The organism is Paenibacillus sp. MER 180 (assembly GCF_023713665.1).
GTDB lineage: Bacteria > Bacillota > Bacilli > Paenibacillales > Paenibacillaceae > Paenibacillus_B > Paenibacillus_B suaedae.
On sequence record NZ_JAMAVT010000017.1, the window covers coordinates 102,720 to 124,332 of the forward strand.

Annotated in this window: 9 protein-coding genes; all 9 read left to right on the forward strand. The window is 45.2% G+C overall.

The window, feature by feature from the left end; all coding sequences use genetic code 11:
- The first annotated feature begins 11 nt into the window (after positions 1-11).
- Positions 12-7,406: a non-ribosomal peptide synthetase gene (locus tag M3661_RS23575; protein ID WP_251489147.1), complete on the forward strand. Its 7,395-nt coding sequence runs from the start codon at positions 12-14 to the stop codon at positions 7,404-7,406.
- A complete protein-coding gene (locus tag M3661_RS23580) occupies positions 7,387-8,247 on the forward strand; it encodes a class I SAM-dependent methyltransferase (RefSeq protein ID WP_251489149.1) in 861 nt (286 codons plus the stop codon). Before M3661_RS23575 ends, M3661_RS23580 begins: the two co-directional genes overlap by 20 nt.
- 17 nt (positions 8,248-8,264) lie before the next feature.
- Positions 8,265-11,411, forward strand: coding sequence for a cyclic peptide export ABC transporter (locus M3661_RS23585; RefSeq protein ID WP_251489151.1), 3,147 nt, complete (start codon positions 8,265-8,267; stop codon positions 11,409-11,411).
- Positions 11,411-12,157: a thioesterase II family protein gene (locus M3661_RS23590; RefSeq protein ID WP_251489153.1), complete on the forward strand. Its 747-nt coding sequence runs from the start codon at positions 11,411-11,413 to the stop codon at positions 12,155-12,157. The genes M3661_RS23585 and M3661_RS23590 overlap by 1 nt, the downstream gene beginning before the upstream one ends.
- On the forward strand, positions 12,145-16,623 hold the full coding sequence (locus M3661_RS23595; RefSeq protein ID WP_251489155.1) for an amino acid adenylation domain-containing protein: 4,479 nt from the start codon (positions 12,145-12,147) through the stop codon (positions 16,621-16,623). Before M3661_RS23590 ends, M3661_RS23595 begins: the two co-directional genes overlap by 13 nt.
- A 24-nt stretch (positions 16,624-16,647) precedes the next feature.
- A complete protein-coding gene (locus M3661_RS23600; protein WP_251489157.1) occupies positions 16,648-19,134 on the forward strand; it encodes a non-ribosomal peptide synthetase in 2,487 nt (828 codons plus the stop codon).
- A gap of 568 nt (positions 19,135-19,702) precedes the next feature.
- Positions 19,703-20,290 carry a hypothetical protein gene (locus M3661_RS23605; RefSeq protein WP_251489159.1) on the forward strand — a complete coding sequence of 196 codons (588 nt, stop codon included), beginning with the start codon at positions 19,703-19,705 and terminating at the stop codon, positions 20,288-20,290.
- 222 nt (positions 20,291-20,512) lie between these two features.
- Entirely contained in the window at positions 20,513-20,956 is a 444-nt protein-coding gene (locus M3661_RS23610) for a hypothetical protein (RefSeq protein WP_251489161.1), read from the forward strand.
- Between the two features lie 303 nt (positions 20,957-21,259).
- The gene (locus tag M3661_RS23615; protein WP_251489163.1) at positions 21,260-21,490 is read left to right on the forward strand and encodes a hypothetical protein; all 231 of its coding nucleotides are present in this window, start codon (positions 21,260-21,262) and stop codon (positions 21,488-21,490) included.
- The last annotated feature ends 123 nt before the right edge of the window (positions 21,491-21,613 follow it).

Below are 21,613 nucleotides of genomic sequence, written 5' to 3' on the forward strand. Positions count from 1 at the left end.
GAAGTTTTGCGATGAATATTTCTACTCAATCGACAACTAATCAATATGAATTATCACATACGCAAAAACGATTTTGGTTCCTGGACAAGCTTGATTTTTCCGATGATCCATCAGCTCGCGCAATGTCCCATGTGTCTACTGTATTTACACTGGTCGGCCCACTGGAGGTGGGGCTGTTTAAACAGACAGTACAGGATCTGGCGAAACGGCATGCTGCCCTTCGTACCAGTTATCGGGACCAGGACGGCTCGCCGCTGCAGCTCGTTTTTCACGATATTCAAATTCCGGTTGCGATCTATGATATTTCGGCTGATGATTCGCGTGAGCGGCTGGAGCATAGAATACAGGAGGAATTGAATACACCGTTCGATTTGCAGCAGGCCCCGTTGATTCGGTTCACCTTGTATAAGTTATCCGCGGACAAACATATCTGCATGATCGTCGCTCATCACAGCATCGTCGATGGGCTATCGATCGACATTATACTGTCCGAACTGATGGTGATTTACAAGGCGCATGTTACCCAGGTTCCGCCTGTACTACCAGAGCTTGATATTCAGTACAGCGACTATGCTCATTGGCATAACGGTATGCTGACGGGCGGTGAATTGGCGGACCAGCGTCAATTCTGGGCTGACTATTTGGCTGGGGAACTGCTCGATCTGAACTTCCCGCTGGACTATCAACGTCCAGCGGAACGAACCTATACCGGAGCGGCCGTACCGCTGGTTATTGGCGAGGAATTGTTTGTGCCGCTCAAAAAAACATGTGAGCAGTTGGATGTGAGTCTGTACATGTTTTTATTAGGAATTATGAATGTGTTGCTCGCCAAATATACACGGAATCAGGACATCATTGTCGGGACTTCTTTATCAGGCCGATTTCATCCCGATTTGAACGGAATGATCGGCAGCTTCATCAATACACTACCGGTGCGTAATCAGATAAACGGAGAAGAGCCTTTCAGCGTATTTGTCAAACGAATCAAAGAAAATGTGCTAAATATTCAGGAAAATCAGGCATATCCGTTCGATATGATCGTCCATGATCTGGGGGCGGATCGCAATAATAGCCATCATCCCGTATATGATGTTGTGTTTGAAATGCATACACTGCATGCAGACAGCAAAGCTGTACGCGAAATATCGCCAGGATTGTTTTTGTCATTTGAACATTCGCTTCAACCTATCCGTTATTCCGTATTTGATTTTATATTTGAGCTTTATCAAAAGGAAGGGCAGATCGAAGGCTATATTCAATATGCCACCCACCTGTTTGAATCGTCTTCAATGGAACGGTTAAGCTGTAATTTTTTACAACTGGTCCAGCAGGCCATCCAAAATCCAACGATACTTGTTAGCGAAATGGATATGCTGTCGGAGGCTGAGCGCACACAGGTGATGGAAGATTTCAATCAGGTGTCTGTTGATTTCCCGGTACATACGCCATTTCCTATACTGTTTGAACAGCAGGTTGTACGTACGCCGAATCATATTGCGGCCTCTTACGACGGAGAGCAATTATCGTATAGAGAATTAAATGAGCGTGCGAACCGTTTGGCGCATTTTTTACGCAGCCGCGGTATAAAGTCAGGGCAATTTGTTGCTGTTATGTGTGAGCGCAATCTTGACTGGCTGACCTCGCTGCTGGCAATTCTCAAGAGTGGTGCAGCCTATGTGCCGATTGATCCGAATGTGCCGGATGAACGCGCAACTTATATCTTACAGGACTGCGCTGCACAGCTTCTGATTACTCAGAATCAACTGCTGGAACGCGTGAGCAGACTGGATACGGTTGCAAGCCTTTCTGTGCTGTGTGTGGATATGCCGATAGGGGAAGGGCCATTATGGCCGCAGCAACATAAGCTGATCACCAGCGAGTGTCTGGCTGAATTCCCGGTAACTGACGGGGAGGACGATCCTTCAGCCGAACGGCTTGCTTATATGATCTACACTTCCGGTTCAACCGGTACGCCCAAAGGTGCACTCGTACGCCATAATGGCATGATCAATCATCTGTACGCCAAAATTTATAGCCTGCAACTGAGTGAACGCGATATTGTAGCACAAAATGCTTCGATCAGTTTCGATGTCTCTATCTGGCAATCGCTTGTTGCGCTGCTGGTCGGCGGACAGACATCCATTGTTTCCTTTGAGGCGGGTCGGGATCAAGCGTTATTGTTGCAGCATATAAAGAATCATCAGATTACAGTTATCGAGACCGTTCCTTCATTGCTGTTTGCTTTCTTGGATACGATGGAAAGTATGCCTGCTTCCGAACGTTCCTTGCCCTCCTTGCGCTGGATGATTGCCAACGGGGAAGAGCTGCCTGGCAAACTGGTCAAAAGCTGGTTTACCATGCTCCCGGATATACCGTTGATTAATGCCTATGGACCTACGGAATGTTCGGATGATGTAACCCAGTATACGATGCGCAGTGATGTTCAGGATGAATCTGACTTGACACATAAGCGCATTCCTGTAGGCAAACCACTTCCTAACATGCGTCTGTATGTGGTGGACCAATTTCATAAGCCAGTCCCGGTAGGGGTAAAGGGTGAAATATGGATTTCCGGAATTGGCGTTGGAGCCGGTTACTGGCATAATGCCGAGCTGACCCGCAGCAAGTTCATTGCCAATCCGTTTGCCAACCACGAACATGAGCGCATTGTTTATCGGACAGGTGATTTGGGATGTTGGTTGCCGAATGGCAATCTGGAATTTTCCAGCCGGATCGATCATCAGGTCAAGGTACGCGGTTTCCGTATTGAGCTTGGTGAGGTAGAGGCGGTAATCAACCGTCATCCAGGGATAGACGAAGCGGCGGTGATTGCGAGAAAGCAAGGAAATGGAGACTCGATGCTGGTTACCTTTTATACAAGCAAGGAGCGTTTGGAGCCGGAACAATTGCGGACTTATTTGCAGGAGAAGCTGCCCTATTATATGGTTCCAGCGCAGTTAATCAGCATTGAGCAAATGCCGCTACTGACCAGCGAGAAAATTGACCGCAAAACATTGCAGTCATGGGCGAACGAGTATATCGCATCCGCACCATCCAAACCGGCAACATGGTCTACCCCGACAGAGCGGGAACTCTCCCTCTTATGGGCAGAGATCCTGGAATTAAAGCAAGTGGATGCACAGGATCATTTCTTTCATCTGGGGGGGCATTCCATCAGTGCAGTCAAACTGGTAAACCGGATTCGGAAGCAGTTTGGTATCAGTATGGCACTCCAGCAAATTTTCACGACCCCGGTATTGCATGAACTGGCGGCAGTCATTGATCAGGAAAAAGCGGCCAAAACAACTGGCCATTCTCCAACGAGAGAGGCTGCGGACAATAATCCGTTGCGCCGTTTTCCGGCCAAAAGCGCATACGCGCTTGCTCCTGTTCAACTGCCGGAGTGGTATTTGCATGAACTGGAGCCGGACAACCCGTTTTATAATGTAAGCTTTGATTTGATGTTTTATGGTGATATGAATCTTCCAGCTTTTGAGTGGGCATGGCAGAGACTGATTGAACGGCATTCCGTGCTTCGTACTCATTTTGCCAATCATGAAGGCGCAACGGTTCAAGTTGTGAAATCGGAGCAGGACTTCCGACTGGACAGCGTATATGAGAATCGAACACATATAGAGCCGGATGAAATTATGCAAGATGTCTACCGGATGGCGGAACAGCATAACAATCAAAGTTTTGATTTTGCCCAAGGGCCGCTGTTTTCGGTCAAGTTGATCGAATATGCGGACAAAGAGTTTCTGATGATGTTCGTAGCGCATCATATTATCTGGGATGAGACATCGTCCATGAATCTGATTGACGAATTCAGTGAACTGTATAATTCGCAATTAGAACATCGTACTGCGCAGTTGCCTGAGCTGGAGATTGAATATACGGATTATGCCGAATGGATGAACACTTCAATTCAATCTGGATACCTGGAAGCCAAACGGCAGTATTGGCTGGATAAATTCGCTGTCGTGCCGCCAGCATTAGACCTGCCGACTGATTATCCGCGCCCTTCGATAGTGACGTTCAACGGTGGCACTGTGCTGAAGACGATTCAACCGGACTTGCAAAAGCGGATCGCCACTTACTGTCAGCAGCAAGGGATTACATTATATATGTTCCTATTGTCGGTATTGAATTTACAAATGCACCGTTTGAGCAATCAGGATCATTTCGCAGTCGGTTCTCCTATTGTGAACCGTGACGATGTGAAGCTAGAACGAATGCTAGGGCTGTTTGCCACGGCGATTCTGTTGGAATGCCGAATAGAACCGAATATGACGTTTACTGAATTGGTTTCCCAGAGCAGGCAGACGGCAATCGAGGCCTATGATAATCATCTATATCCGAGTAACTTCGTCATTGAGCAAATCCAGACGGAAAATGATCTTTCGCGTTCTAAGCTGTTTTCGGTTATGTACGGCTTGCAAAACAATAAACAAAATTTACTGAAAAACCTGAAATTTGTTGGGCTCGACTACAATCCGCGAGTGTATGATTTCATGGAAACCAGTTCTCGTTTTGATCTGACCTTTGCTTTTGATGAACTGGGTCACGGGATTGAACTTAATTTGAACTATAATACGGATCTGTTTAAAAGAACGACGGCAGAGCGGATTGCCGAGCAGTTTATCTTGCTAACGCAACAGGTGATTGATTCCCCTGACGGCTCGCTTTATGCCTATGAGTGGCTGGACAAACAGTCCGAAACGATTATCGCCAACCTACGTAATCGCAAGCCACACAGCTATGAAGCCCAATCCTGTGTGCATCAAGTGATTGAACGTCAGGTGGAATTGACACCGAACGAGATCGCCATCTTCGATCATAATCAGACAATGACGTATAAACAAATGAATGAAAAAGCGAATCAGTTGGCGCATTTGCTGCTGACTGCCGGTGTGCGGCGGGAGCAAAAAATCGGAGTTAGGTTTGAACGTTCGGCTGATTTGATTGTTTCGCTGCTTGCCGTTTGGAAAGCAGGCGCCGCTTATGTGCCTATCCATCCGGAACTCCCGGAAGCACGGCAATTGGAGATCATACAGGCCGCAGATATTTCTGTACTGATCACGGGAACCGGTTCATGGTTGGTGCAATCTGTACACCCGGTAACCTTGCTTGATCTCAACAAGTTGGAGGCGCAGTTGCATGCACAGTCGACCATTAATCCGGGTGTAGAGGCGGACCGTTCCACACTGGCCTATGTATTATTTACCTCGGGTACAACCGGGAAGCCCAAAGGAATTGAGATCGAGCATCAGGGCATCGTGCATTTGTTTGCCGGGCTGGCGCAGCATTATTCGTTGCAGGTTAATGATACGGCGCTGTTCCACACCTCGTATTCATTTGATGCTTCGTTGCTGGAGATATTTTGGCCGCTCACCTGCGGAGCGCGCATTTTCATCCCACATCCTGATGAAGCCAAAGATCCGGCTGCGCTAGGGAAGCTTGCGGAGGAGCAGGGAGTTGCATTCTTGCAGTTTGTACCGCTGATGCTGGAGGAATTCATCAACGCCCGCAGAAACGGGGTATTTACACAATGGCCTGAACTCCGGTTTGTGATTAGTGGCGGAGCGCCGCTTACACGCAAGCTTCGCGATTTGTTCCGGGAGGAATTCGATTGCGGATTGTACAACCATTATGGACCGACAGAAGTCACGGTAGATGCAACAACATTTGATTGCAGGCTGGAATTTGAAGGAGAGATTGTGCCGATTGGCTCGCCGCTGGGCAATGTAATGGTATATGTGCTTGATCGAATGATGAATATTGTGCCAGCAGGCGTGCCTGGTGAACTATACATCAGCTCACCAGGACTGGCACGTGGTTATTTACATGATCCTGAACGCACGGCAGACAGTTTTGTGAACGATCCGTTCTCTGATACGTCTGACTCGAAGCTATACAAGTCAGGCGACCTCGTCAAATATACAGAAGAAGGCATCATTCGCTACATCGGCCGGCTGGATCAGCAGGTGAAGGTGAGAGGAAACCGGGTGGAGCTGGAGGAAGTTGAAACGGTACTTATGCAGCACCGTGATATCGCCAGCGCAGCCGTTATCCACCGCCATGACAAAGGAATGGATGGTTTGGTCGCCTATGTGGAAATTACAAACAAGTATCAGCCCTTTAGCAATACACGACGTTTAAAATGGTTTAATTTGGCGCAAATGCCGCAGTTGGCCGCGGGGATGAATGCACTGCATCGGCAGTCATGGCCTGATTATTTTATCGGGGATAGTGTAATGCTGGAACACTGGCCTAAACTGTTTGCCAATTTCATCGATTATCAATTTGCCTTGCTACAAGAAGATGGAGAGATTGCCGCTGTCGGCAATACCGTTCCAATGTATTGGGACGGCTCACCGGAGCATCTTCCGCAAGGCTGGGATGAGGGTCTGCTGAAAAGTGTGGAAACCGCCGGTTCCTATCCCTCTCCCAATACGCTACTGATATTGGCCGGGGTGGTAAATGAACAGCAACGGGGCAATGGACTAGCCGGGCTGCTGCTGGAAGCTTTCAAATATGTGGCTGACGCTCACCAGTTGGAGCATATTATCGTACCTGTTCGACCAACAGGCAAAACGAACTATCCCGAACAGTCATTTACAGAGTACTGTGCGTTGACCAGATCAGATGGCCTGCCGTTAGATCCTTGGCTGCGAACCCATATCCGGGCAGGCGGACAAGTTCTAAGCATTGCAGAACAATCACAGACGATCACAGGCAGTATTAGAGATTGGCAGCTATGGACCGGCATCGAGTTTCCGAAAAGCGGCAGTTATATCACGCCAATCACGTTACAGCCTGTCATGATTGACTTGGAACAGAAAAATGGAATCTATTATGATCCGAGTGTATGGGTGCAGCATTTTCCACATCCGGAATCCGGTGAGGAGAAGTTCCAGACGGGAATTTCCTTGACGAACCGGCAGGAGTTGTCCGCTTGGCTTCGGAGCAGACTCCCTGGTTATATGGTTCCGCAGGAGATTATTTTTGTGGCCAACATGCCGTTGACCTCTACCGGTAAAATAGACAAGGCACGCTTATCTGAAATTCAAAATACAGATGAACGCATCCGGGAAATCATACCGCCTCAAAATGAAGAAGAAGCACTTGTTCTGGCCATCTGGCAAGATGTTCTGCAACTGGATGAAATCAGCGTCAATGATAATTTCTTTGAATTGGGCGGTCATTCTCTCAAGGCGACCGCAGTTGTCGCTAGAATAGGCGCTGCTTGCGGTTATGTTCCAACCTTGCGCGAGTTGTTTGAAATGGCTACTGTCCGCAGTCTGGCACAATGGATTCTGCAGAAAAAGCAGACCATGCCCACCCTTGAAAATCCGGCATCTGTAAGCTTCAAAAAGGTGGAGAGGCGTGAAAGAACCAAACGCTAAAAATTCAAATAATAAGGAGTTAGACACTGTGGAAATCAAGGATTATACCGAAGCCAACCGGCGCTCATGGAATCAGGTGGCTGCCCGCCATCATAAGGGAAAGGAGGAGCGAAAGAAGCTATTCCGCCAGAAAGGATATTCGGTGCTGGATGAGACGATAACCGCCAAGTTGAAGGCGTACGGTCTTGAAGGCAAGTCTGTTGCTCATCTCTGCTGCAATGACGGCACGGAAACGTTATCCCTTAAAAATCTGGGGGCGGCCTTCTGTATAGGATTTGATATTAGTGATCTAGCGATCGATGAAGCTCGTAAGCTGGCAATAGATGCTGGGATTGAATGTGAATTTATGCAGACCGATGTGTACGAAATCCCGGAACAGTATAGCGGAACATTTGATCTTATTTATATTTCAGCCGGCTCATTGATTTGGTTTCCTGATTTATCGCTGTTTTTCCAGATGGTGCAGCGGCTTTTAAAAGACGGTGGAAATGTACTGATCTACGATATTCATCCGGTGCTGTTCATGTTAGATGAGAATGATAAGGAACATCCTCTGGAAATGAAGTTCTCGTATTTCATTGATGAACCGCGCGTATATAACGAAGGCTTGGATTATATCAACAAAGAGACCTATGAAGGCGCGCCATATTATGTATTCGATCCTACTCTGTCGCACATTATGAGCTGTACACTGAGCAATGGACTGATGATTCAGTCTTTTGACGAGTACGATCACGATATTTCAGCGCTGTATGATCATTTAAAGGATCAGGAAGTGAAGCTTCCGAAGTGCTACGTACTGAGCGCTCGTAAACAGAGAAATGCTCTACTTATGGATTAGAGGGGGCGGGATTAAGCTTGAATTCCCCGTATAAATGCTGGAGAGTACTGTGGATATGTATATTGGCGTGCTGGCTGGCGCTGTCTGCACCGGTCATGTCCTATGCGAATGCAGGAAAGGACATGACGCCCCGCTATCTGGAGCAAATTGAATCATGGGTACAGGAGCAAATGGAACATGCGGAAATTCCGGGCATGTCTGTCACGATAGTCAGTGGAGATCAGATCATATTGCAGCGGGGTTACGGGTTCAAGGACGTGTCTGACGGCACTGCCATCAGTCCGTCCACCCTGTTTGAAATTGGTTCAAACAGCAAGGCGTTTACTGGCCTGGCAGTGTTAAAACTGGCGAAGGAAAATCGCTTGCATCTGGATGATCCGGTGAGCAAGTATCTGCCCTGGTTTCAACCTGTGTATCATAATCAACCGGCCGTAATAACGATAGAGCAACTGCTGCATCATACGAGCGGCATACCGTTTGATACGATTGGCCATCTGCCGGAGGGTTATGGAGCGGGTGAATTGGAGAGGACGGTTCGCTTATTGCAGAACCAGCCCTTGAATCGTGCGCCTGGCAAAACGTATGAGTATGCGACCATTAATTACGATGTGCTTGGATTAATCATTGAACAGGTTAGTGAGCAAAGCTATGCCGAGTATATGAAAGATAATATCTTTGAGCCGCTGGGGATGAAGCATACTTTTGTGGTGCAGGAACCGATAGCCTCCGCGGAATTGGCTTCCGGTTATAAAATGGCCTATACAAGGCCGCAATTATACAGCCCGCCGCCATTCGTGGGCAATGCTCCTGCCGGATATATAGTCAGCAATGCCGAGGATATGGCTCTGTGGCTTAAAATTCAGATGGGAATCGAACATTCAGGATCTTTTGAATATTCACTGATTGATCAATCTCATCTACCGAATCGCACGGTTCCGCCTGAGAGCAACGGTGCATCCTATGCGGTAGGCTGGGATATCTTCCAAAGCGGAGAAGGTGAGATTTCGCATTCGGGTAACAACCCTACATTTTCTTCCTTTGTGGGCATGCGTCCGGCAGAAGGCATTGGCGTTGTCATTATGGCTAATATGAACAGCGATTATACGCAAGGGATCGGACAAGGCATCCTGAGCCAGTTGCATGGTGAAGAGCCTCCGTTAATTCATTCCGATACCTACAAAAAAGCGGATTCTGTGGCGGTCGGCCTAATTATCGCCTTGTCTATTATTGGAGCTGCGGTACTTGTGTATCTGGTGCTGGTCTTCCGTGACATTGGCAACGGCAAACGCAAACCATCTTTTCAACGGGCCAAGCCCTACAGGTTGCTAGGATATCATCTAATTGCTGCCTGCCTGTTCGCATGGATGATATACAAGGCTCCTGATATTCTAATGTACAAACTGACCTGGGGATTTATTGAAATATGGCTACCATCGACGGTAATGACCGCCGTGTGGCTGCTACTGATTACTGGAGCCTTGTATATGGCTTACTCGCTGCTGACTCTGTTTTTTCCAAAAAACACGGAGAAGTCATTTCTGACGCCAATTGTTCTGGGTTTGGTCAGTGGTTTAGGGAATGCGTTTGTCATTTTTATTATCAATGAATCGTTCAACCGAACGGATAATCTGATGAATGGGCTCCTGTTTTATTTTGCGATGGCGATTGCGATGTATGTGTTCGGACAGCGAATCATCCGAGCTATGTTGATTAAGCTGACCAATCAAATTATTTATGCCAAGCGGATGGAGTTGGTTGATAAGTTTTTACAAACGAGCTTCTCCAAAATGGACAGCTTTGAACGAGGACGTGTAGAAGCGACGCTTAATAATGATACCGAAGCCATCAGTCGCTCCATGGGAATCCTGATATCGGGCGCGACCAATCTGATTACCTTGTTATGCTGTTTTCTATATCTTGGGATTATGAACATGTATGCCTTGCTGCTATCCATAGTGATCATTGCTGTGCTAGCTGTATTGTATATGTATGTAGGAAGCCGGGCGAACCATTTAATGGAGGAAACGCGTGATCTCCAGAATGTTTTTTTTAAGTTTATCAATGATCTGCTGAAAGGCTTCAAGGAGCTTTCGCTTCATTCTGACAAACGCCGGGAATTCAGAGAAGAGATGCAGATCAGTTGCGAAACGTACAAAGAGAAGCGCAATGTGTATCAACTGCGTTATTCGGACATTTTTGTGTTGGGAGAACTGCTGTTCATACTGGTGATCGGGTGTGTAGTATTTGTATTTCCAGAGCTTTTTAAGCAGATGGATACGTCGATGCTACGAAATTATGTGTTTGTGTTCTTGTATATGACCGGTCCCGTCAATCAACTGCTGGACAGCGTTCCCCAGTATGCGCAGAGCAAGGTCAGTTGGGATCGCATTAAACAAATGATCCGGGAGGTGGAACAGAGAATTCAACATCCTTCTGCTGACGTTTCCGTCCAGACGGTTCCGATTCGATTGCAACTGGAAGATGTGACCTATAGCTATACGGGCAATAACACATCGGGGCCAACCGGGTTTGCGGTCGGACCCATCAACTGCCCATTTGACAGTGGCAGCATCACCTTTATTACTGGAGGTAACGGCAGTGGGAAGTCAACCTTGGCTAAGCTACTTACTGGATTGTACACACCAGATACAGGCAAGGTGACACTGAATGATGGCGTGATTTCCTCATGTGGGCTAGGTGAGTACTACTCGGCGATCTTCGGCGATTTCCATCTATTCGACCGTTTGTATGGCATCGACTGGCAGGCTAAAGAAGCAGAAATGCAACACTATCTCCGCTTGCTGGATTTGCAGGACAAGATCGTTATTCATAACGGCACATTCAGTACAACCAAACTGTCAACCGGACAGAAAAAAAGACTGGCCTTGCTGATTGCGTATTTGGAGGATCGTCCAATCTGTCTATTTGATGAATGGGCTGCGGATCAAGATCCGGAATACCGCCGTTTCTTTTATTATACCCTGCTGCCGGACATGAAGGACCGGGGCAAATGTATTATAGCAATTACGCATGATGATCATTATTTCCATCTAGCGGATCGTATTATCAAAATGGATGGGGGGCGCATTGTGGCTATGCAGCAGACTACACAAACGGTAGTTCCCTTAATCAAGCCAAGCATTCCGTTATTCGAGAAGGGGTGATGACCGTTAAAACCATATTATTTTGCCTCCCATATGCAGGCGCCTCGGCTACAATATACTGGCAGTGGAAAGGTCAGCTAAGTCCACATATCGAGCTCCGACCGGTTGAACTTGCCGGCAGAGGCGCTCGTTATGATGAGCCTTATGCGGCCAGCATTGCCGATATGTTAAAGGATGCGGTGACACAGATAGTACCACAAGTACAGGAAGTACCCTATGCCATTTACGGGCACAGCATGGGGGCAGTGTTAGCGTATGAATTATATTATTTGCTGCTCCGGGAAGGGTATCCGCCGCCTGTCCATTTGTTGCTATCCGGTCGGCCTGCACCTTTGTCTGATCGGAAGCGTACATTTTCTTGGTCCAGTCTCAAGCAAAGGCTCCTGGCCCCATTGTCTTTTCCGGATGGCCGTATCCCAGCGGAGATTAAACGCCGTCCGGAGTTGGCCGCAAAGTTCAAAAAAATATTAAATGCCGATGTCCGTATACTGGAGACATATCGTCTTGATCCGGCACGGCCCTTGATAAATTGCCCGGTAACCGTATTCGCCGGGTTGAACGATAAGATCAACAGGGAAGAAATCCAGTTATGGAACCGGCACACCGTTCACAACTGCGAAATCGTATGGATTAAAGGGGATCACTTTTTTCTACACAGCCATATGGAGGAAGTGGTAAGCGTTATCAATCAGACCATCCCTGCCGCAATTCATGATCAGGAGGGTTTCATTCAATGGAAACGATAGGTTGTTATGAAACATCATCAGCTCAAAGGAGATTGTTTGTCGTTCAGCAGTTCAATCCGCACAGTGTAGCCTATAACCTATCTTCTGTTTTCAAAATATTGGGGACACTGGATCTCCAAAAATTTGAGCAGGCAGTACAGCAGCTTATCCAGCGGCATGAATCTATGCGGACGATATTTGAGACAGATCTAGACAATAACGATATTTCGCAAACCGTACTGGCTACGGTTCCGTTTTCGCTGGAAACGCTTGAGGTGGAGGAAGAGCAGCTCGAGGAAGTATTGAAATCGCTGGCACAGCCATTTGCCCTGGATCAGGCTCCATTATTCAGGCTTAAGTTGATCCGCACTTCTCCCACAGTCTATTATTTATTTTTTGATATTCACCATATCATTGCGGATGGCATATCCATTCAAATTATGATAAAAGAGATCGGCTGTCTTTATAACGGCATTCCGCTTTCTCCGGTAGAAGTGCAGTATGTGGATTATGTAATGTGGCAAAACGATTTGTTTTCCGGTGAGAAAATGAGCGCACAAGAGAAGTACTGGATGCAGCAGTTTGCAGACGAATTGCCGGTGCTGGATTTGCAGACTGACTATGCCAGACCGTCATACAGCAGTGGTCGCGGTAACTATGTGCATTTTCAGTTAAATGCGGATGTTGTCCAATCGGCGCGGCAGATAGCTCAACAGGAAGGAGCAACACTGTATATGGTGTTGTTCAGTATTTATTCGCTACTGCTGCATCGTTATACTTCCCAGACAGATATTGTAATCGGCACACCGATTGCAGGTCGCCGAAGCGCCGAATTGGAGTCGGTGATCGGTATGTTTGTGAATACGCTGGCACTTCGTACACGTCCTCAAGGGAACATGACTTTCCTGGAATTGTTGGCCCAAATCAAGCAAACTACGTTATCTGCTTACGATCATCAGGACTATCCGCTTGATATGCTGGTGGAGCGGCTGAATATTGCGCGTTCATCAAGCAGACATCCCATTTTTGATACTATGCTTGTTGTGCAAAATATGGACAAGTACGAAATGGAGATGAACGACCTTGTCTTCCAACGCTATGAATGGGAGAGTGACAGCTCCAAATTCGACCTGACGCTGGAATTGACAGAAGATAATGATGTGATTACCGGCAAGCTGGAATACAGCACCGATTTGTTCACACCGGATACAATGAACAGAATGGCTGCTCATTTTGTCAGATTATCCAGACTGGTCACTACGATGCCAGGTATGGAACTGCATCAGTTTGATCTGTTGGATGAAGTGGAGAAACAGCTTATATTACATCAGTTCAACGACAATATCATCAATTATCCTCTTTTAACAATTGATCGGATTTTTGAAGAACAGACAGAGTTGCACGCGGAACGAACCGCGTTATTTCATGATGGAAGGATGTATACATATCGGGAACTAAATGATAAAGCCAATAGGCTTGCACACAGCTTGCGGAACCGTGGCTTGGTGCAAGGAACGAATGTTGGCATAATGGCAGAGCGTTCTCTCGAGATGATCGTGGGTATGCTTGCTGTGATCAAAGCAGGAGCCGCTTATGTGCCTATCGAGCCGGATTATCCGACACAGCGAATATTAAATATGCTGGAGGATAGCAGTATGGAATGGCTGCTTGTACAGGGAGAACCCGAGCAGCCGCTTCCGGACAGCTTGAAGATACTGGATTTATTGGATGAATCATTGTACAGTACAAACACCTCAAATTTAGGATTGGTTAGGGAACCTGACCAGACGGCGATCATTATTTTCACCTCGGGGACGACCGGCAGACCTAAGGGAATTATGATCAAGCATCTTGGCATTTCGCGTTTGGTCAAACAAACCGATTATGTGGAATTAAGCGAGAACACCCGGCTGTTGCAAACCTGTGCTTTGGGATTTGATGTCTTTACGTTTGAGACATGGGCACCCCTCCTTAATGGAGGATGTTTGTATTTAACCGATAAAAACACGTTCCTGGATCCAGCGCGATTGAAGCCGTTTCTATTACAGCACTCCATCAACATAATGACTCCAACTACTGCCCTGTTCAATCATTTGTTAAACGAAGACCCTGAAATTTTTAATAACCTAGAGACCATTATTGTGGGTGGCGAAGTGATGTCCCCCTCGCATGTGCAGATTCTGTTGCAACATCATCCGCATGTCCGACTCAAAAACGGGTATGGACCAGCGGAAAGTACGACTTATACTACGACCTATGATGTGACCAATCAAGAGAAAAAAAGTATTCCAATCGGTAAACCGATAACCGGCACAACCTGTTATGTACTGGATGCATTTAATCAGCCCGTACCCATCGGAGTTGCCGGAGAGCTGTTTATAGGCGGAGACGGATTAACGGCCGGTTATGTGAATCGGCAGGATCTGACTGATGAAAAATTTCTTACGGTACCATGGCTTAACCAGGAACGTCTGTATCGTAGCGGCGATTTGGTCAAATGGCGTGCCGACGGTAATCTTATATACCTGGGGCGGAGGGATCACCAGATCAAAATTAGAGGCTACCGGATTGAGTTGGAGGAGATCAAACGGCAAATTTTAAGCTTGCCTCAAATTCAGGAAGCGGTTGTTATTCCTATCAAGCAGGAGGGTAAGGAGACGCAGATTTGCGCCTATTATACTGCAACTACATTGTTAAATGAATCGGACTTGCGAACACAGTTACAACAGTTGTTGCCCGAATTTATGGTTCCTCAACTGTATGTGCAACTCAAGCAGATGCCCATGTCTGCCAACAATAAAATTAATACTAAAGAGCTGCCACCACCTGAAAGGGTCACAACTGCTTCAGATTCAGATTTCATTTCGCATGAATGGCCGCAGGATGAGCTAGAGCGGATCATCTCTGATATCTGGAGTGAAATACTAGAATTGAAGATGATCAGCGTAACAGACAATTTCTTCCTGCTTGGTGGACATTCGCTCAAAGCGGTTCTGATCGTAGCAAGGCTTCGCAAAGAGCTGGGTGTCGATGTCGGCGTGGATGAGATCTTTGCTCAGCCAACGATCCGTGGATTGGCCAATCAACTGCGTTTCCGGCAAAAAGAGGACCTGCCGGTACCGCAAATTGTGGAGCAGCGCGAATTCTACCCAGCTTCATATCAGCAGACCCGTCTTTATGTCCTAGAGAAAATGAGGCGGTTCGCGGATACGAGCAACAATATAACCGATGTGAAATGGATTACTGGAGCGCTCAACGAGAAACGTTTGAGAAAGACAGTCCAGCAACTAATGGAACGGCATGAGTCACTTAGACTTTCACATCAGCGAGCAGGCGAACAGATCGTATTCAAAGTTCATGACCAAGTGGAAGTCCCGCTAGAATGGATAAGCGGGACGGAAGAACAACTTCCAGAACGGATAAGACAATTTGTCCGTCCTTTTGATTTAACACAGGCGCCTTTATTCCGTGTAGGTGTTGTGACGATATCTTCCGAGCGGCATGTGCTGATATTCGATATTCATCATAGCATTTCGGACGGTTTTTCACTTGGATTGCTGACGGAAGAGGTTATGGCTTTATTTCGGGGAGAATCGTTGCCGCCGTTGGAATTCCAGTATAAGGATTATGCGGTCTGGCAGCAGTCGTTCCGGCAGTCTGATGCTTGGCACAAGCAGGAGCGGTATTGGCTGGACATAATGAAGGGATCGCTGCCGGTTCTTCATCTGCCAACGGATTATCCAAGACCCGATGAACAGAACTATGAAGGTGCATTGTTTCGATTCCAGGTGTCCAACGAAAAGACCTTCCAACTCAAACGGCTGGCGGACGACACCCATACGACACTGTACATGTTGTTACTGACCGTGTATTTCACACTCCTGCAGCATTATTCAGGAGATGAAGATATTATGGTCGGCACTCCTGTTGCTGGGCGCAATCAGGTTGAATTCCAGCAGTTGCTGGGTATGTTCGTTAATACGATTGTGCTCCGCAGCCAACCGTCTGCCAGCAAAACTGTCCGTGAACTGTTGAAGGAAGTGCGAACTCATACCATTGAAGCATTCAGTAATCAGGATTATCCTTTGGAATTGCTAATCGAGAAGCTGGACGTTCGACCTTTGGCCAACCGCAATCCGTTGTTCCAGACGATGTTTGCCTTGCAAAATATGGATATCCAGCAACTGCAAGTGGATGGGCTGGTTATCACGCCGTATGCGTATGAACGAAAATCCAGTATAGCTGATATTCTCCTGATCGCTCAGGAGGATGGGGATGCACTGGGCTTCACGTTTGAGTATTCCACCCGTCTGTTCAGACAGGATACAGTAGAGCAAATGGCAAAATATTACGTTGCTTTGCTGGAATCATTGCTGTCGGATGGTCTTGATCAAACACTAGCAAGTATGAATCGGTACAGCGAGCAATGTAAAAATGCCGAAAATGGAGATATGCATTCATTGTTGACCGACACATTTTCATTTTAACGCCGCTCAGAGAGGGGAAGCATTATGTTTTTATCCGAAAAGGAAAGAACAAGTCATCATCAATTTTGGCATAGCTATTATTCAGATGAACTTCCAGTTGCTACGGTAATACCTGACTATACTAATATGGATTTGGCAGAGCATATGACCATGGAAACTGTAGATTATACCGCAGAGGACGCTATATTTAAGCAATTGGGTCAATATTGCAAAGAGTCGGATTTTTTATGGTATTGCTTTTTGCTGGCAACGCTGAACGTTTGTCTGTATAAATACACTGGCGAAAGGGATCGACTGCTCGGCTCGCCGATGCAAGGGAACTCCGCGCAATCTGGCAAACTTCTGCCGATCCATCTTGCTATCGACCCGGCCTGCAGCTTTAAAGAATATGTGCTAAAGCTCAGGGAACAACTGGCTGCAGTCTATTCCCACCAGCAGTTGGCACCGAATCGGATGAAGCAGCTCCATGTGGTGGCTGCAATGGAAGGGCTTCACAGCGAGATAGAGGATGCTTCAGATCCGGCCTATATTCGCATACTGTTCAATCGTCAGAATGATCGGCTGCACATTAAGTTTGATTATTCACCCAAACGGTATAAAGAATCTACGATTCGCAACTTGTCCGTGCATTATAATGAACTGTTGCAAACAACCATTTTTAACATGGATAGGGCGATTTGTGAATTGTCCATTTGTTCGCAAACTGAACTGGAAAAGATTATGCACGATTTCAATCCGGTTATCCCCGACAGCAGACCGGCAACAACGCTTGCCAGACAGTTTGAGCAGCAGGTGTTCTTGCAGCCTGATCGAATTGCATTGGTCCATAACGGCAGGAAGTTGACTTATAATGAGCTGAATAAACAAGCAAACCGGCTTGCAAATATGCTGCGAACAGAGTGGAATATTCAGCATAATGAATTTGTGGCAGTGCGCATGGGCCAGGGCATCGAATATATCATATCTATCCTAGCAATATTGAAAGCAGGAAGCGCCTATCTGCCGATCGATATGGAATATCCGGATGAACGTATTCATTTTATTCTGGAAGATAGCCAGGCTCGGTTTATGCTTGTACAGCATGTGGATGATATTCCGCAAGGACACATGGTTTCAACGCTTCTCGTAACAGAAAGCCTGAGCCGGGAACTTCCGATGGTCAATCTCGATGTGCCGACAAAAGCGGAAGATCTGGCATATTTGCTGTATACATCTGGCACTACAGGCCAACCAAAAGGTGTATTGATCGAACAGCAAAATGTTCTTAATCTGGTACAAGATCCTCATTATCTATCCATGGATTGCCAGACGGTAATGTTGCAGGCAACATCAATAGTATTTGATTTGTCGACATTAGAAATATGGGGCACCCTGTTAAACGGCGGCACACTGGTTATTGTTGATAAAGCTACCCTGCTGGAGCCAAAACGGTTGAAAGAAACGATTCGAGAACAACATGTTAATTCAATGCTCATTACAACAGCGCTTTTTCACCATCTCGCGAGTCATCACTCTGATATTTTTTCCGGTATTGGCCAACTGTTGACGGGGGGAGAAGTGTTATCGTCCGTTTTAACCAATCGTATATTAGAATTATACCCGGATTTACGGTTAGTCAACGGCTACGGACCTACGGAATGCACGGTATTAACAACATATTATGATATTCGCTCGGCTGAAAGCACCAGTATTTCCATCGGAAAGCCGATCTCGGGAACCAATGTGTCGATTTTAGGTGTGGATGATCAGATTCAACCTATTGGTGTACCCGGGGAATTATGTATTAGTGGTGTCGGCGTAGGCAGAGGTTATCTGAATCAGCCGGAACTGATGGCGGATCGCTATGTGCGGATACCTGGCCGAACAGATCAAATCATGTACAGAACAGGAGATTTAGCCTATTGGCGCGAAGATGGAACTATCGAATTTATGGGACGCAAGGATCGGCAGTTAAAACTGCGGGGATACCGAATCGAATTGGGTGAAATTGAGAATACATTATTAAAACATGATCAAGTACTTGAAGCAGTGGTCGTTCCTATTAAAAATACTTCTGACGAGTTGTCGCTGTGTGCTTATATTGTGCCTGAAATCTGTACTGATGAACTGGAGAGCCAACTGATACTGCATTTACGGAAATCGCTTCCGGACTATATGATTCCAGCTGATTGTATTATTATTGAGAGGATTCCGTTAAAAACTAACGGAAAAGTAGACACTGACCGGCTACCGGTTCCCGATAGGCAACAATTACGCGGGCAGCAAACACTAATCCTTCCACAAACCCCAGAGGAACAAAAAGTTGCAGCGATCTGGACCGAAATACTGGGCATACAGCAGATTAGCGTGCATCATAACTTTTTTGAATTGGGCGGTCATTCGTTAAAATTAATTATACTAGCTGAAGAGTTGCAGCATGCCGGCTATTCTATCAATACTATGGATTTGTATAAGTATCCGACAATAGCAAGCTTTTTGCAGCTTCAGCATAAAAGTGGTCAAGAAGGATAGAAGCTCAACCAGGAAGCGGTTAATTGGAATTATCTATACCATATGTTTGCTCAAAGCAATATTATACGATATCCAACGTGGTTTTTTACGATATATCTAGTTAACAGAGCTATTTTTGCTCTTAATCGATGTTCTGTAATTACTTCGTTTATAAGTATACGATCTTAACATGTGAAATGTTCCGTAAAAAAGGGGGCTTTCGCCCCCCTCTTAAATGTCAACTATCATCTAGAGCGAATAGGTTTATCAAAATTGATCATAGTCCCTTTCTATGACTTCTAAATTTAATTGGTTTTTGAGTTCTCACACAACCATTTTACAGAACTCTATTCCTTTTCATCTTATCGGTTTTACTGATTTTTTTTATTCATATGGTTAATGAGTTCGGATACCCACCGGCCCTTTTTTATACGCGTGACTTATCGGGAAAAGTTAACTAGGCATATCGGCATATTCCCAATGACTGATTGGCTGGCGCTATGCTCCTTAATCCTCTCCGGTTCGTGGATACAAGAACGTCATAGGAAATCAGTACAAACCAAATAAAAGCAGTATGGAGGAGCAATAGATGATTTTTGAATTCATTACGCATTATTACAATGCTGTGCCATTTAGAAGTCTGTCTGCACTTTCAAAAACAGAAGCTATGAAAGTAATGGAAGAACTATGTGATGATACGCCCATCTATGAAAGATTCAAAGAACCAGTTCAATATTGGGAAAACCGATTAGAAGCGGAGAATTGGTTGCGAAACCGATTTAAAGAAAAGGGCGGAGTACCCAAAGATAAATATCCATTTTATTCTGTATTAGGGACTGCAGATTGGATAGAGAATTACGCATCGAGTACAGGGTTAAATGTAAATTTTCTACGGATTCCGTTATCGATATTTAGTGAAAAAGATGTAAGTTTTACATTGCCAGATAGTATGGTTTCATTTTGGATGGGAAGGGATAAACCTGAAGAATATTACAACGCTAAATATCATGGGCAGGTTTTTATATTGTCAGAGGTAAAGTCTATGATGACAACTGATATAATGAATAACCTTGAGTCAATGATTCCTAAAGGAACGATACCTTATGTTGAAGCACAGATTTGGAATCATGAAATTGCAATGAATTTCTATAATAATCAAATGTTAAACCTTAAATAATCAGAAATAGTGATAATAATTCATAGAAGCTGCTGACCTCCTATAACACCGCATTAACGCAGGCAGTGCTGTCTCCTCTTGATCCGCACCGAGGATTTTCGAGGAAATGAATCAAGCGGACAACCCTACACCACTGACCGGCCGCGGCCAGTCACTATTTTTAAGGTGGTTAGGTTTCATAGATACATGTATGTTAGATGAAACATATGCAACTAGAAAGGAATGAAAAACAAAACCAATAGAATGATAAATACATATCCAAAAGCAATATTGCTGACTTTTTTACTTAGTTTATATCACTCTGTAGTAGGTGAAATCATTTTTTATTTATTTTACTATAATGATCGTATCTTTGAAGAAAAATTAGAAATTATTGGAGTTATCCTGGTTATTTTTTATTCATTTCCTATTGTAATACTATATAAAACAAAACAGTTATTAAGTCTATTGATGATATTGGTATTTACTCCAATATGCACTGTATTATCAATGTTTGCTGCTGGCAAATTATTTCCACTAAGTGAAGATGACTTAGGGGCAGGAATACTTGGAATTTTTGTTATTGGATACAATTACATATTTGTGTTTTTGGGAACAAGCATAGGAGTAGTTATAAAAATATTATTAAAACAATGGAGAATTTATAAAGAGATTCCTGATAGTTAATCTAGAAGACATATGAATCATGCAATCGGGGAAAATATGAAAAGTTGATCTTTGATAAGAATTATAGAATTTGGGGTTAGAGTTCGAGATGAGGACTATGTATTGATATATTTCGGAATCTAGAAATTATCAAGAGGGCATTAACTTCATATAACACCGTATTTACACTGCAGGGCTAACGCCCTTTGGTTGTCAGATGTGTAATCATGGGAGACTCTCAGACAACAATCGATCTAGCCTAAGGTAAGAGTGATCTAAGGCGGGGTCGTATGATAAAAGAAGAAAAGAAAGGAACATATACGTATGTGGGTTCCTTATGAAACATTTAGAAAACATCCTCCAGATTTTCTTGTTAAGTATCGTTTCTTTACACCTGAAGAAGGTGGAAGACGAAATCTCCCTTATCAAGGATATCGAAGTGATTTTGCTATCGAATCGGATTTTATGAATAATACAATAGATTTAAGAGTGATACACCCTGAATTTGAAGATGAGTATGGAAATCTTATTATGGACGAATCAAAACAAGTATAGATCGGCTACACTTAGTTGGACAGAAAAATTAAGGGCTAGTAGAATTAACACATCATAACAAGGAGCGGATCTACTATGCCAAGAATAAGACGAACATTTACAGATGATTTCAAGAAACAGATG